This window comes from Arcticibacter tournemirensis, from assembly GCF_006716645.1.
GTDB classification, from domain to species: domain Bacteria; phylum Bacteroidota; class Bacteroidia; order Sphingobacteriales; family Sphingobacteriaceae; genus Arcticibacter; species Arcticibacter tournemirensis.
In genome coordinates, this window is sequence record NZ_VFPL01000001.1 from 4,131,836 (window position 1) to 4,147,032 (window position 15,197).

The 15,197-nt window shown below is 43.5% G+C and carries 14 protein-coding genes; 3 read left to right on the forward strand and 11 right to left on the reverse strand.

Annotated elements, in window-relative coordinates:
* Positions 1-55 precede the first annotated feature (55 nt).
* Together BDE36_RS17325 and BDE36_RS17330 are read left to right on the forward strand one after the other, a co-directional pair.
* A complete protein-coding gene (locus tag BDE36_RS17325) occupies positions 56-919 on the forward strand; it encodes a DUF808 family protein (protein ID WP_141815864.1) in 864 nt (287 codons plus the stop codon).
* A 124-nt stretch (positions 920-1,043) separates the two neighbouring features.
* Positions 1,044-1,394 carry a nuclear transport factor 2 family protein gene (locus BDE36_RS17330; RefSeq protein WP_141815865.1) on the forward strand — a complete coding sequence of 117 codons (351 nt, stop codon included), beginning with the start codon at positions 1,044-1,046 and terminating at the stop codon, positions 1,392-1,394.
* A 240-nt stretch (positions 1,395-1,634) separates the two neighbouring features.
* Here BDE36_RS17330 and BDE36_RS17340 read toward each other — a convergent pair whose 3' ends face one another.
* The 8 genes from BDE36_RS17340 to BDE36_RS17375 form a co-directional block, all read right to left on the reverse strand.
* Positions 1,635-2,393: a LytR/AlgR family response regulator transcription factor gene (locus BDE36_RS17340; RefSeq protein WP_141815866.1), complete on the reverse strand. Its 759-nt coding sequence runs from the start codon at positions 2,391-2,393 to the stop codon at positions 1,635-1,637.
* Positions 2,386-3,450 (reverse strand): sensor histidine kinase, encoded by a 1,065-nt coding sequence (locus BDE36_RS17345; protein WP_141815867.1) that lies wholly within the window; start codon positions 3,448-3,450, stop codon positions 2,386-2,388. Before BDE36_RS17345 ends, BDE36_RS17340 begins: the two co-directional genes overlap by 8 nt.
* A 14-nt stretch (positions 3,451-3,464) precedes the next feature.
* The gene (locus BDE36_RS17350; RefSeq protein WP_141815868.1) at positions 3,465-4,103 is read right to left on the reverse strand and encodes a hypothetical protein; all 639 of its coding nucleotides are present in this window, start codon (positions 4,101-4,103) and stop codon (positions 3,465-3,467) included.
* A gap of 39 nt (positions 4,104-4,142) precedes the next feature.
* On the reverse strand, positions 4,143-6,251 hold the full coding sequence (locus tag BDE36_RS17355) for a TonB-dependent receptor (protein WP_141815869.1): 2,109 nt from the start codon (positions 6,249-6,251) through the stop codon (positions 4,143-4,145).
* A 105-nt stretch (positions 6,252-6,356) separates the two neighbouring features.
* Positions 6,357-8,639 (reverse strand): monovalent cation:proton antiporter family protein, encoded by a 2,283-nt coding sequence (locus tag BDE36_RS17360; RefSeq protein WP_141815870.1) that lies wholly within the window; start codon positions 8,637-8,639, stop codon positions 6,357-6,359.
* Positions 8,640-8,838: 199 nt separating this feature from the next.
* On the reverse strand, positions 8,839-9,150 hold the full coding sequence (locus tag BDE36_RS17365) for a DUF3817 domain-containing protein (protein WP_141815871.1): 312 nt from the start codon (positions 9,148-9,150) through the stop codon (positions 8,839-8,841).
* A 75-nt stretch (positions 9,151-9,225) separates the two neighbouring features.
* Positions 9,226-9,687: a hypothetical protein gene (locus BDE36_RS17370; protein ID WP_141815872.1), complete on the reverse strand. Its 462-nt coding sequence runs from the start codon at positions 9,685-9,687 to the stop codon at positions 9,226-9,228.
* Positions 9,688-9,721: 34 nt separating this feature from the next.
* The gene (locus tag BDE36_RS17375; protein WP_235904268.1) at positions 9,722-10,339 is read right to left on the reverse strand and encodes a TetR/AcrR family transcriptional regulator; all 618 of its coding nucleotides are present in this window, start codon (positions 10,337-10,339) and stop codon (positions 9,722-9,724) included.
* 361 nt (positions 10,340-10,700) lie between these two features.
* Here BDE36_RS17375 and BDE36_RS17380 point away from each other — a divergent pair, with 361 nt between their 5' ends.
* Positions 10,701-11,921 carry a hypothetical protein gene (locus tag BDE36_RS17380; protein ID WP_141815873.1) on the forward strand — a complete coding sequence of 407 codons (1,221 nt, stop codon included), beginning with the start codon at positions 10,701-10,703 and terminating at the stop codon, positions 11,919-11,921.
* Between the two features lie 250 nt (positions 11,922-12,171).
* Here the strand turns inward: BDE36_RS17380 and BDE36_RS23915 are convergent, their stop codons facing one another.
* The 3 genes from BDE36_RS23915 to BDE36_RS17390 all read right to left on the reverse strand — a co-directional run bounded on the left by BDE36_RS23915 (position 12,172) and on the right by BDE36_RS17390 (position 15,117).
* Positions 12,172-12,324 (reverse strand): hypothetical protein, encoded by a 153-nt coding sequence (locus tag BDE36_RS23915; RefSeq protein WP_170205924.1) that lies wholly within the window; start codon positions 12,322-12,324, stop codon positions 12,172-12,174.
* Entirely contained in the window at positions 12,311-12,892 is a 582-nt protein-coding gene (locus BDE36_RS17385; RefSeq protein WP_128770187.1) for an ATPase, read from the reverse strand. Before BDE36_RS17385 ends, BDE36_RS23915 begins: the two co-directional genes overlap by 14 nt.
* Before the next feature lie 179 nt (positions 12,893-13,071).
* Positions 13,072-15,117 carry an alpha-galactosidase gene (locus BDE36_RS17390; RefSeq protein WP_150309368.1) on the reverse strand — a complete coding sequence of 682 codons (2,046 nt, stop codon included), beginning with the start codon at positions 15,115-15,117 and terminating at the stop codon, positions 13,072-13,074.
* Positions 15,118-15,197 lie beyond the last annotated feature (80 nt).

Here is a 15,197-nt window from a genome sequence, read left to right on the forward strand (position 1 = left end):
ACTGACCATTTATAAATCTTTGATTTAAGCTTATATTCGTCCCAATTAATAAAATATGGCATCAGGTTTTTTTGCAATTCTGGATGATATCACTGCTCTCATGGACGATGTAGCAGTAACTACAAAACTGGCGGCCCGGAAAACTGCCGGTATTCTCGGTGATGACCTTGCTGTTAATGCCGAAAAAGCTACCGGATTCCTGGCTTCACGCGAATTACCTGTACTATGGGCTATTACGAAGGGATCCTTTATTAATAAGCTTATCATCGTCCCTGTCGCATTGGTATTAAACGCGATTTTTCCCGTGGCCATTACGGTGATTCTGCTACTTGGAGGTTTGTACCTCGCTTACGAAGGGGTTGAGAAAATAATTGAATATCTTTTTCACAGGGGAAAAACCGGGCATGAGGTCGTTGAAGATGTCAGGCAAGACGGCGCTGCAGCCGAAGCAGGCAAAATAAAATCTGCAATAACAACCGACTTTATCCTTTCAATTGAGATCGTAATTATCGCACTCGGCAGTGTTACAGAGGAAAATCTTACAACACAGATCTTAACGGTGACAGCTGTTGCGTTTCTCGCCACTGTGGGTGTTTACGGTATTGTAGCACTCATTGTCAGAATGGATGATACTGGCTACCGGCTCATTAGGTATTCGGGCAACAAAGGCTTTTTAACTACAATCGGCTCTTTACTGGTGAAATCGCTTCCTGTTATTATCAGAATTTTAGCTGTCGTTGGCACTCTCGCTTTGATTTTGGTATCTGGCGGCATATTCGTTCACAATATTGAATACCTGCACCATGTACTTCCGGCTGTACCGTCGACGGTCAAAGAAATAGTGTTCGGACTGGTTGCCGGTTTGCTTGCTGTAGCCGTTTTGAAAGGCGCAAAGAAAGCACTTTCTCTATTCCGGTAATCTACATCAGACGTCCGATAGGTACATTCACCCGTTTGTATTGGACATTGGCAGGCAAAATGTTTAAATTCGTATCTGCTTTTACCATCTAAGAATTTACTTGAACATATATTAGACCTACCCTATGAAATTGAATAATAAAGCAACACTCGAAAAGGCAAATGCATTTGTCACAAAAGGCGACAATGAAGGGTTCCTGACTTTCTGCACCGATGATACGGTATGGACATTTGTAGGCGACAAGACATTACAAGGCAAGGAAGCCGTTCGCCAGTATATGGCAAAGGCGTACATTGAACCTCCAAAGTTCATCGTTGAAAACTTAATCGCAGAAGGCGATTTTGTCACTGCCCTTGGAAAAATAAGCATGAAGAATGAAGACGGAAAGACAATCGAATACTCTTACTGCGATGTCTGGAGATTTCACGAAGGAAAGATGGCCGAATTAACGGCTTTCGTTATAGAGACGGTTTAAAATGACCCTATCGGAGAAATTACTTTGGTCTATTAATTCAAAAGACCGGGGACTCTAAATGGGAGATCGACAGGATTTTCGCCCGGCCATTCCACTCAAATCTAGCCTCACAAAAGTTCCTGTTAAAAGCGGGTTTTACTAAGGAGGCAGAATTGAAGCAAACCTTATTTAAAAACGGCCGATATTACAACGAATTAATCTTCCGCATCAGAAGAAGCTGGACCATCAGCTCTTTTCCTGTTAAATTTCGAAATGCTCTCTTAACACTTCTCCATATCGCCGGCTCGAACTCAGCTTTACCGCTTCCTTGTCTTTCATTACAAAGATGAGCGTTCCGTTGAAGCCTTTCCTGATTTCCGAAATATGGTCAGTGTTGATCAGGGTACTGCGGTTTATGCGAATAAACGTGTCGGGCAGCTTCGACTCCAGACCGCTAACGGTGAAGTCGGTGAGATGTTTCTTTCCGTCGAGGCAGCAGAGAAACACATATTTATCTTCCGCCTGAATGTAAGCGATGTTCTCCGGCTTTATAAGGAGTATCCTGTCACCAATTTTCACGGTCAATGTTTTCGTGTCTTTCTTTATGTTGAGTTGTTTCAACAACGATTCAATGGGGAGAGACACAGCGTCGCTCTTATTTTCCTTCTCCAGCCTTTTCATGGTTAATTCCAGGCGTTCTGCTTCAACAGGCTTTAGAAGATAATCAACGGAATCCTCCTCAAATGCCTTAATGGCATACTGGTCGTAGGCCGTTGTAAAGACTACCCTGGGTGGATCTTCCAGTTTCGACAGCATCTCGAATCCATTATATACAGGCATTTCAATATCCAGGAAGATCAGATCTGGTTTTAGCTCTTCAATTTTTTTCAATCCATCTTCACCGTTTACCGCCTCCCCTATTATATTAATAATGTCATTGTAGTTTTTGAGAAGCCGGATCAATCGCAGCCGCGCGAGCTCTTCGTCGTCAATAATGATAGTCTGAAGTTTTCTATTCATACCTAAGCGGAATAAGAATTTTGACCTGTTTTACCGGTTCGTTGGCTATGCACACCTGATAATTATCGCCATACAGCAGAGAGAGCTTGTCGTATGTACTTTGTAAACCGTATCCTGTCTGCAGTTCTGCCGGAAATGGAGTGCCATTATCGGCAATCACAATTTCAATAAGCCCCTGCTCGCGCCGGATTCGGATCGTTAGGCTCCCCTTTTCTGTTACGTTTTTTAATCCATGCTTCAGCGCATTTTCAACAAGAGGTTGTATGAGGAATCGCGGGATTTTGGCATCCATAAGCTCGGGGTCGACATCCAGACTAAAGGCAATACGATCCCCAAACCGTATTTTTTCAATATCGAGATAGGTAATTCCGGTCTCAACTTCGTCTTTAATCAGTACCAGATCCTCACTGTTCTGATTGATACTATACCGGAAAAGCTTTGATAGTTTGAGCGTCATTGACTCTGCCTTGTCGGCGTCGTGATGGATGAGACTTGCGATTGAATTCAGCGCATTGTAAAGGAAATGGGGATTGATCCTGGCATGGAGCGTTGCAAGTTCTGCCTGTGTTTTAAGCTGCGTAAGACGCATCATGTCAAGCTCTTTCTGCCTTATCTGGATCTTCAGCGCCGACTTTTGCGAATGGTAAACGAAGCTTATGGTGCAAACGATGATTACAATAAGGGTAGAGAAAAGCATATCATGCAAATGAAAGAACCTGTATGGTCCTCCATTCGCAAGCGAAAGAATAAAGTTCGCCAGCTCTGTACCGGCAGCCATTCCAACTAAACAAGCGGCATAATAGGCAATAATGAAGGACAGCCGGTCGTATCGTAAATGGAAAAGAGTCTGGACAATATAAATGCTATTCATGATGCAAAAGGAGATCATCACACTAAAGAGACAGTATGTCCAGAATATCTGTGCCTGCACAAACCGCCCCCTCGTTACCGAAATAAAAAGGTAGATCAGAGTCCCGATACCGATGCCCCCTAATAGATTGATCGCATTCGTTTTAAACCACTCCCCCTGAATGTATTTTGCCCTGCCTTCAAACATTTTTTTCCGGTCTTTTATTTACACTGTGTCAGTAGCTCGTTGTTCCTTTCCTTTCCCCAATCAGGAGCTATCTCATTCTCTGGCTTAAAGGTAGCAAATTTTGCAGCAGCTTTTTCGAGAAGGGGCTTAGCAACATCCTTACCTCCGCCAAACGCGGCTGGAGTATAAAAAACAGTCTGACCTTTGACAAGGTAAGGCCTTGGATTGTCGGGGTTCAGAGCGATAGCCTTGTCCAGAGAAGCCGCCGCACTTTTCATAAAAGCCAGTCTGTTCATCGGATCAACCGACATTTTCATAAATTCGATGTATCCTTTGACTGTGTAGATCTCGCTATTGTCGGCGGACAGTGAATCAGCCTTTGAAATCTGGACGAGGGCTTTATCAAGGAGGAGGTCCATGTTTTCCTTTTTTCCGAGCAACCCGGCAATGAGGTTACAGTAAGATGCATAATAGGATGGCAGCCATTGGGTATTTTCAACTTTTGCGATCCGTTCAAAGTGATTAGCAGCCGCAGCAAATGAGTCGGGATCTTTAGCAGTCTGAAGCAGTTGCAGACCTTTTCCCATGGCAGACTTATATTTTTCTGACTGAGCGAATGAAGTAGTTGCCAGAAAGAGCAGGGCAACGACAATGTTAATTTGAAAGATTTTCATGATTTTATGTTGTTTATATTGTTATTTCGATGATCTTCATCAGCGGACAAACGTATTGTCGCCGATTGTCATAAGTAAACCGATAAAGAAATCGCGGTCAGCTCCCGGCTGAATTGCTTGCCGGAAATGACCGTCCCTTGAATAGTGATATCCGTATACATTGTTGAACCCGGGAACGTTCGTTGCCGACAGATATACGACAGTGAACTGTTTAAGTATATGAGTGAGATAGCTGACGTTCAAACTTAGATTGTTGAAATTCGCGGTTTTGTCTGCAAGGTACACCGGATTGGATGGGTTCACATATGTCCTCCCTGTAGCAAAAGTATACGTAGCACTCAGTTGCGAGTTCAGCTTTTCAAAGAACTGTTTGTAGACCACGTTCATAGTGTGCTTCGCAGCAAAGGGCGGGACAGCACGGGTGGGGTAATCAGCAAACATTCTTTTTGTGTCCAGAAAAGAATAGGATATCCAGTAGTCAGCATTTCGTATACTTTTCTTGTCTCTCCAAAACAGCTCTGCTCCCCTTGCGTATCCATCTCCCGAATTACTTAAGGTCCCACCGAAGTCGCGGGTTAGCTGAGTATAGCTCTTATAGTATGCCTCTGCACGGAAAGTATAATTCGGGTTGCCGTATTGATAGTTGAGAATGTAATGATCTGCCTTCTCGAAGTTGAGTGGCTGAAGGATCAGGTATTCATCCTCCGGGTTCTGGTAGAACTTACCGTATCCTAAGGACACCTGACTGAAGGAACCTGTCCTGTAACCAAGAGAAACTCTTGGAGCAACATTATAACGGTCAATCCACGACGAATATTCTGCGCGTAACCCCACACGGCTCACTAACGATGGAGTGACGTATATTTCGGCCTCAGAGAAGGCGGCCGTCAAACGATCACTGTAATCCCGTGATCTGTCGTTCATCCCTTCTTCCCGCTTAAAGGCAAAACTCTCTGTTCCGAATTTGAGGTTGGAGAGCGAGGACAAGAAGTGTGTTACCACAACCCTGCCCTGGAAAACCCGGTCGGTCCTGTTATATTGATCTTCTTTTTGCAGTCCGTTATCTGCCGTATTGCTAAAAGCAAGGCCCGTCTGAATCTTCCATTTCTTACCTATAAAATCCTGGTATGAGGTATTTATATACGTGTTTTTATTGGTATTGCTAAAGTAGCTCGTTTCCTGCGGGTTCTCGGTATCGCTGGTATAAAGGCCCAGGGTGGTTCTGCTGAAGTCGCTGTACCATTTAAAAATCCCTGTGTCAGAAGTCTTCAATTTATACTGTAATGTTGCTCCATACTGTTCAGGCTCTTTATCCCACTCCCGGCGCTGCCTGATCACCGCAAAGGCCGGCTTAAGGTTATAATAGAAGCCTCCTGTTGTCAAAGCGCTGTTTTTAAAACGGACAGTCTGGTCGAGCCCAGCCCCCACAGATAGTAAAGAGACCCCGGTAGTCGTTTTCTCCGGAAGGTCTTTACTCTCAAGAAGTAAGGCAGAAGAAAGCGCTTGTCCGTATAATGCTGAATAGCCGCCTGCCGAGAACGACGTTCCTTTGAACAGGAAGGGAGAAAACCGTCCTCTCGATGCCTGATCAGGAACCTGTGTATTGAATGGGTTCTTAATCAGCATGCCGTCAAAGAAGGTTTTTGTCTCAGCGGCCGAGCCGCCTCTTACGAATAATCCGCTTTCAGAAAAAGTGGTCTGCGCTCCGGGTAAAGTCTGTAGAGCGCTGATTATATCGGCATTAGCCCCCGCTGTGGATGCTACATCCAGTGAACTCAGGATACTTCCCCGTTTTTTGTCGCCTGCTTCGAAGGTACCTGCCGTAATAGTAACCGCATCCAGCTCGTTTACCTTTTTTTTCATTATCACCTGCAGGCTTACAGGTCGTCCGTCAAGTTGCACTTTCACACTATCGTCCTGGTAATTGATGGCAGAATAAAGCAAACTAAAACGGCCTTTTTCGGAAGTGATAAAGGTAAACCGGCCCATGCTATCCGAAGAAGCACCGTCGTATGTGTCTCCAAGTGTGATATTTGCCCGTCTTACAGGCTGCCCCTTCTGGTTCTTTATCGTCCCCGAAATAACCGTTTGAGAGAATCCGTAAAACGCAGAAGTAATGATTAACGTTGTTAGTAATAGTTGTTTCATCGTATCGAATAATACAATACGAAGATGCAACGACAATGAGCTTATAGAAACGTTTTCCCGACGAGAGGAAGGAAAGCCCGGACGAGCGGAAGAAAGAGGATGATGTTAGATTCCCCCCGACACTTTATTTAATTTTTGAATTTTGTGCCGCTCACCAACTATCCATACAACATCTCCCCATTCAAAAACGGTGGTTGAGTTGGGATTGATTATCCTTTCCTTATTCCTTTCGATACCAACGATCAATCCATTGGTCCGCTCCCTGACGCCCGAGTTTTGTATGGTAAGACCTTTGAGTTTGTTATGCTCATCGACGACTATTTTTTGCACCACGATATCTTCTACAATCTGTCCGTTGCTATCAGCATGTTCTTTCGCGTCAAATACAGGTTTAAATGCCTGCATCTGCTCATCCGATGCAATTACGCCAACATGATCAAATGGAAATAGTCTGGCGGTCCTGCCAGGGGCATAGATTATTCTGTCTCCGCGCTTAATATAGGCAATATTGACGCCATACTTTTCGCGCCAGCCCAGTTCTTCCAGGGTTTTGCCAACATAGTCTGCCTGGGGGTTCACTTCGAGATCTACCATGTGGGCATCCCATGGCGAAAGCTCCTGCTGGGGCTTAAAATGCCTCCTCAATATGTTATCGGAAGAAGAATTCATCTCCTCTGCCGCTATCTCCCTGGCATTCAGATTAATTAAAAATCTTCCTTCCAACCGTTGATAAAACCGTTGAATGCGTTTAGAGAATAAGAATAATACAATGATGGTTATTGAAACGGCGATCAGGATAGCTACAGTACCCGAGAAAAGCTGGTTTACCCAAAAGGCAATGATCAATACCCCTATTATATTTCTTGAAATCTCTAATATTAATAGAGGGCCATGACTATATTGCCTGTCGAGCCATAATTCTTTATAACTCATATTATTCGGACCTTTAGTCATAAGCGCCCATAAAAATGGAGTAGCAACTAAAAGTGAGACAGCAAGAGTAACGATATTCAAGGTATTGTCTTCAGCAATATATCCGTTAAGGAAAGGCTGAAGAAATTTCAACGACAGCAGCATGAGAGCCAATAAGATGATGCCATTTGTAATGACTATACTTAAATAGGATTTCGATACCTTTTTCCAGTTGCTTTCTGCCTGTATCTTTTGTGTGCTGGTAGAATAATTACTTAAACGGGATTCCCATTTACCGGGTAGTATCCGAACCAGGAAATTATAAAAAGTGGGCGAGAACTTGATCATGTAAGGAGTAGTAAATGTGGTAATGGCTGATGCTCCTACTGCTACCGGGAAAACAAAACTGCTGGTGACCCCTAAAGAGAGCCCCAAAGCAGCAACGATAAATGCAAACTCCCCTATTTGTGCCATACTCATTCCTACCTGAACAGATTGCCTTAAAGGCTGGCCCGATAACAGGGCTCCAAGGGTTGTGCTAAAGCATTTGCCGAGCAATGTCAATAATGTAACCCACAGAATAGGCCAGCGATATTCAACCATAGCTGCCGGGTCGATCAGCATTCCTACAGAGACAAAAAAGACAGCACCGAAAAGATCTTTAACGGGCTTTATTAAATGCTCTACCTTCTCAGCCTTTGTTGTCTCGGCCAGGATCGACCCCATGATGAAGGCTCCCAGTTCGGCCGAAAAACCTACTTGCGTTGCTACCACGACCATCCCCAGACAAAGCCCGATAGAAAGGATCAGCAGGGTTTCCTCATCGAGCAGCGCCTTTGCTTTCTTTAAAAAAGTAGGAAGTAAAAAAATACCGGTAATGAACCATAATAGCAGGAAAAACAACAGTTTGCCGACCATAAATAACATTTCTGTTCCTTCAAACTGGTTGGTAACTGCCACAGTAGATAAAAGCACCATAAGTAGAATGACCACTATATCTTCGACCACTAATACGCCAAACACGATACGCGCATATTGCTTGGTTTTTACACCCAGTTCATCAAACGCTTTAATGATAATCGTAGTAGAAGAACTTGCCAGCATACCGCCCAAAAACAGGCTGTCCATGGTAGTCCATCCCATTGCTTTCCCGACAAAGTATCCGGTAACCGTTATAAAAATAATTTCAACAAATGCCGTTATAGAAGCTGCCCCGCCTACCCTCATCAGCTTCTTAAAACTAAACTCAAGTCCGAGACTAAATAACAGAAAGATAACACCAATTTCTGCCAGCGTTTCTACATTCTCTGTGTCAGCAACTGTTGGTGTTAACGATAAATGAGGACCTACAATAAAACCCGCTATAATATAGCCCAATACTAATGGCTGCTTTATTCTTCTGAACAACAAGGTGGTAATTGCTGCAGCCACCAGAATTAATGCTAAATCTTCTATGAGTTTCGGTAAATGCCCCATTCTTTATATTTATATAGATTTTGAAGTAAAACAAAGATAACCCTTGGGTAGTGAACTGAAGACCATCAGGATTTCCGCAACTATTCCCTATATAAAACGACAATTCTATCAAACCAATACAAAGGTGAATTGTAAAAAACAAGTTACGTAAAATAATTACTCTTCAGCTCGCTGCCGAGATATAATATGCATTTTTTCGCTACCTTTCGTCTGCAGGCTTTAATATTGTTCTGTCTACGTAAAATGTTCCAAATGGAATTATACAAGCCAAAAGTACTTTCCATGTTGTTTGCCTGAATTCCCATTTCTCCTCTATACCGACACTCGTCGTTTCGAATATGAACCATAAGAAAAGGGCTCCATGCAGCGGACCTAGGGTTTTAACAACAGAGGGATCGTGTGCTAAATATTTGATGGGCACTGCAACAAAGATCAGGATTAAAAGGGATATTCCTTCAAGATAGCCAAGCAGACGCAACCGTCCAAGCCTGGTTTTAAATAAATGCTTCATAAAACTTACTTATTAATTTATTCTGTGTTTTGACTATTTCGGGAGAGACGTTTACCCACTTTCCGGTATGGGTTATTAAAATCTCCGTATTAACGGGCGTGATACATATTCATAAAACGGCCATGGAATAGCAAGCAGGATAACGATCAAACCGGCAGTAAACCATCTTAGCATGGTGCGATATTTTTCGGCGTCCGTAGTCATCCTTTTAGCCTTAGCCGACCCGATCGTTATAAAAACCACGGCGATGAACATTAGCGAAATATGCAGGTATCGAAAGAAAATACCGTCATTGATCATCGCCTTACCGCTATCTAATACAGCATATTTAACTACAGGACTTTGAAAATATATTGTTATTCCTATCATCAATTGAATATGAGCAATAGTTGCCGTCCAGTGCCTGACCGTGTTTACCAGCGGGCTGAACATTCTTTTTGAGACCAGGCCGTTAAGTCCCATATACAGGGATAGCAGCAGGCTAAATAACACGAACCATCGAATGAGGGAATGGAAAGAAAGCAATAGATAATACATAAGATACTAGTTGGTATGTTTTTAATGAAATTTTTTAGTTTAGAGTGTCCAGATATTTTTTAAATTCCTTAAGAAACTGATTGTAAGAGCCCCTTCCAAATACCTTTCCCATGTTTCGTATGCCGCCATAGGTCGATGTAATATACATGGAGATTGCCTTAGGGTTATGTTGAGCACTGATATCGCCGGCAGCCTGAGCTTTGATCAATGCCTCTTCAATAGCTTTTTGCCATCTTACAACGAGCTGAGAAAGCGCCTTTCGAAACGTCTCATTTAGCGGCGCCATTTCCTCAATGAGATTTACCGCCGGACAGCCGAATTCAACTTTGAAAGAAGGTGCTTTAAGCAAAAGACTCTTCATCATCTCATAAATATTCTTTCGTACGTCGCCAGGTCTTTCCAGGAATCGAAGCATAAAAGGAATCATCGACGGATACATAATCTCGTTAATGATAGACAGTCCCATTTCTTCCTTATTTTTGAAATGATAAAAAAAAGCGCCTTTGGTTACGTGAGTCGTGGCAATAATATCGTCAATGCTCGTCGCCTGAAATCCTTTCCTATAAATGAGATCAAAGGCAGCTTGTAAAATGTTAAGACGGGTTGCACTTGCTTTCGACATAAGATACCACTTAGTATGTTTTGCAAACATACTGTTTCTTTTAATTACTCCCCCGACAACTGTAACATTTTACACTTTATTGATAGTCCGTTTACTCCATTAAGTCCCGCTTCACCGCTATACAGCGGTGCCTTCCCATTTTGGCATCCGAGCGAAGACTTACATATACAGTAGGTTTATCTTATTTTCAGTACGTCAGCACATTGCTATTGAAGAGGTAAGTTTACATTGTGCCGTGGACTAACGCATTTCTGCAAGTAAAGCAGCTGCATCTCTCTCAGGGTAGTAATATATTTCTCATACCCCGCTGATAATTGAGTTTTATTAATGCCACTGATATACTGCTTATGTTCCGCCCAGAGCCCGCCTTTCGTATATAAAGGCGGACTTTATGCACGATTTAGCCAGTAATCCGGTTGCCTTCTTTATACTGTGTTTAAATTGCGAATTTGTCTTGACCTTTCTGTCGTATTATCCCAACTTTACGTTGCAAACCGGCAGCTCCGGCGCCCATGACCCTCTGGACCTTCGATTCAATCATTCTCCCCCGGGCCTTAACGACGCTTCAGTTAGCCCTTTAATAACGATTATGGCAATTTTAGAGAAAAATGGTGCCCTGCGCGGAACGGCAGGCACGGTAGTATTCCGAAGGTTCCGTACCCATACGGTGGTGCAGAAGCTTCCCGAGAGAAAGAAAGGACAGACCCTGGCCAGCCGCGCCAGCGCCTGCGAGTTCGGACTGGCCAGCACCTCGGCGGCCTCTATCCGCGATGCCCTGAATCCTGTCTTCCGCAACCGTCACGACGGGGCCATGGTGAACCGCTTCAACAGTGCGGTATACCACAGCATCTTAGGCAGCAGAACGGCTGCCCGGGGCAACCGTGACCTGCACGATGGCGACCTGGACTGCCTCAAGGGCTTTGAATTCAATGCTGAAAGTCCCCTGAATGAAGCACTGAAGGTAAAACCGGTGGTATCCCTCACCCCTGAAGGCAGGATCCGCATCCAGATGGATGCCCTCCACAGCAATACCGACCTGAAAGTACCGGCAAAGTTCAGGGAGATGACCGGCAGGTTCCGGCTGCGCTTTCTGGTCACAGCCCTCAACTTCCGCAGCGAATACTATGAATATGTGGCTGTAAAGGATGTGACAGTGATCAACGGGAGGGCCCTGGAGGCACAGGACTTCGAAATGGAAGGGACCATTCCCCAGGGATGTATGATACTGGTAACCTTGTCGCTGGAATGCCTGACCCGGAATGACATGGATGACAGCATCGAGCTGATCAATACCCTCTCGTTCAGTCCGGCAGCCATCATAGCGGCCTTTCAAATCGCTGAGGCAACACCTATGGGACAGTCGGAGGAAGCAAAGAAGCAGGCCTGGGACGATTATTCCATAATGAAAGGGTACTCTGGCAATACCTTGTTAGTGAAAATGGCCGAACTGGCCGAACAGGCGGCTGCAGGTCAGAAGAAACAGCGGGGGAAGCGATCAAGGGGCGGCTCCGTTGAAAGGGATCCTGGCGGTATGAAGAAGCAGGATGTCAGCACTTCGCAGAGTGATGAAGGGGCTTCTTTTGTGGTGATTGGCAAGAGGTTTGGGTTTTAAGGGATTTGTACTTTTTTCTTTGACCGCAAAGAAAAAAGCTACCAAAAAAGAAACTCGCGGCTGCTTTCATTGCTCTGAAAGAGGCTGCGGATACGGAGTTTAGCGCTGTCGCAATGAAAAAGGCCGCAGGATCGGTTATGGCAGGGCGGTGATCTCGTTACCTACCTATTCCCTCACGCTTTTTTATACTTTTAAGATTTAATTCTATATTGGGTGTGTGGCTTACTGATATTCAACTCCCGGCAAAGATTCATTCAGGTTTAATCTTCACAATCTTACCATCTTTAATGACTACCAGTTCGCTGTTTCGTTCTTTTTTAAACTTAATCAGCCTATCATAAGCCAGATCAAGGCCCGCAAGAATCCGTTCTCTCAATTCCTTTTGTTTTTCAAGCTTCGTCATAATATTGTTTTAACCTATTGAATTTGACATCGTTTACTACAATTAGCCCTCTCCCATCTTTTTGCGCAAGCAACTCATGCCGACCAAGTGAATTATCGAAAACTAATGCATCATCAACAATGGGAAGATAGATATTAAATAAATTATTGATTCCTTTATGATAGCGCCTTTCAATAACTTCCGGATCGATGTTATGTCCACCTTCCGCGACCCTACTTTTTACACGTTCCTTTGCTAACTCTACATTTTCTAACCAGAAAAAGAGCAGCATAGTTGAATAACCTTTCTGTTTTGCCTCTAGAATTTTATTCTTATAACTTCGGGTAGACAGTGTTGTTTCGAAAGCAAAACTTTCATTAGCCTTTAACAACTCGTTTATTCTGCTTAGCATAATCCTGCCTGCCTCAATCGCTACCTTTTCAGGCTGAAAAGGTGAAAGTCCCTTTGCAATTTCATCTGCATTGACAAACTCTCTGCATTCGATAATTTCAGGTAAAATGGTAAAAGAAGCTGTTGTCTTTCCTGCACCATTGCAGCCCGCAATTATGTAGAGACTTTTTTCGTCCATCAATACAAATTTACAAATTTATTCCTGCATCTGACAATACGGAACCAAGTAAGGTGATTCTCCCTGCCTACGGAAAGGAGTTCGTTTATGCGGCAGCAATCCGTCAGTTTGCCAGCATGATGAATGATCTCCATTCATCTTTAATAGCATACTTCTTTCCCTTGCATGCCTTGTTATTCCTATATTTTAAACTTAAGCAAAATAACATCTTTTGCTGCGACTTGCACTTGCTTCCCTTGCCCTATGTTGTAAAGTCTTCCGGAAAAGACGTCTGTTGCGACGAAAACGCTTTGCGCTGAAAGCCCTGCTTTTGCAAGATCTAGCACGAAATCCTTTTCTGAATCTCCATAATTAAATACCGCAAGGTAGCAGATTCCATCCATTTTTTTCCAAAACACTCCGGTTGCCGACTTTCTGGCGCTTCCATTTAACGGCCGGAAAGTTTTTCCATCGGCTACAAGATTGAGCAGTTCCTTTTTTTGAAAGAGCTCCTTTGCCCGTGTTGTCCAGGCACCGGCGACAGAGAAATCATCGCCAGTTATAAAAGTTCCGGTAATAACGGCAGACAATGTCCTGGCTTTATTCTCACCGTAGCTTTCGTTTGCCAGAACCACATGGTCGGCATCCAGGTAGTTGTATAAATAGGTTTGCCACCAACCATATGTTACGCTGTTAAGCGTGTATTCGGTTTCGCTGATACTTTTAAACGCATCACAGGCAATGCGACGGATGTGGACGTATCGCCCAGTCGCCATGCTGGGAGAAATCGCCGCATAAACGAGCATTCGGTTGCCGAGCTGTTTCAACAAATACTCCATCCCTATTTTATAGGCTTGCATTCCCGTTTTAACTTTCCTATTGTAGAATGAGTCTGCTTCAACCGCCCCATGGCCCAGAAAGTCGATTTTGATCATTTTAAAACCACATTCTTTTAACTTTCCGATTACCAGTTTAATTCTTTCCTGTGTTCCGGGATGCGTGGGATCTAAAGCACGCGCGCCATCAAAATCATGATATCCTCCGTTAACTTTAGTCCATAGATCCCCGTAAGTAAAAGAACTTCCCTCGACACGTCTTTCCTTCCCTGCTTTAAATCCCCAATCTGTAAAAGGAGCCCAGTAAACCCCCGGTTGTACTCCTTTGCTCAAACAATATGTGGCAAAGCTTTTAAGCTCAGAGTAGTCGCCCTCCAGTCCTCCTTTGATCATTTTATCCCAGTAAGAATCAAGATCAACATAGACATCCTTTCCACTTCTAAAGCCACTTAAACTATCGGCGAAAAAATCGACCACACGTGTAGCGTTTGAATAAGTGATATTCGTTTGCAATGCTCCCCAACTATTCCAGCCGATAGGTGTCGCTTTATTCCAATAAAAAATATAAGGTACTTCGGCTTTTCGGTTAGCCTTCCCATACTCTTCCAATCCGGTGCGCCAGTCGTCAAAATATCCAACAAAAAATTTAGCTGACCTTATCACATCTCCTTCAATAAATCCGTGGAATCGCTGATCACGGGTAACGTCTTTATCAGAGTAGCCAGAAAATGCTTCCAGCTTATTGCCGGTATATGAAGCTTTCGTTGCCACGCCGGACTTCCACACCATGTGCTCTACTGAGCCCGCAACTATCGCATTACCGGAATTCTCGTTATAGACCGCACCGACCTCAGAACTTGTATTTTCCATCCCATCATTACATTCTTTGGCATCGTACCTGATCCAGGCATCGTTATCAAAGGGAACAAAAAGCGAGCGGTTATTCAAATCATTTTCATCATTCTTGAAACCGGCGATAAGCGGGGCAAGATAGTTGGATTTAAGATTCTTTCCTTCCAGAGTAATCTCTATAAAAAAGTAGTCTTTGGCCGGATAAGTATAGATGCAATGCTTTATGATGGGTAATCCGGGAGATCGATATTCGATTGTATGCTTAATACCTTTTCCAAAGAGATCACTTAGTGTTTTTTTAGAATAATTATGCGTTTTATAATTTTGTACATATAATAGCTCGTCGTTATTTTTTGCCTGAGCATACCCATTATAAAATATCAGTTTACCGTTCAGGTAAATATCCATTTTCCCACTATTGAGGTCGTATTTGATCATGCCATTTTTGCCATATGATATATCTACCCTGTCTGTGGCAGCAAAGGAATCAAGCCGGGATACAAAGACAAGTGAGACAAATAAAAAAAGAGCCTTTCTGCACAGTTTAAAAAACACCATATTATTCTATACTATTCTACAATAATAGAACAATAGCGGATACGCAAAAACAAAAACTTTCTATAAGCGGCTGCAATGAA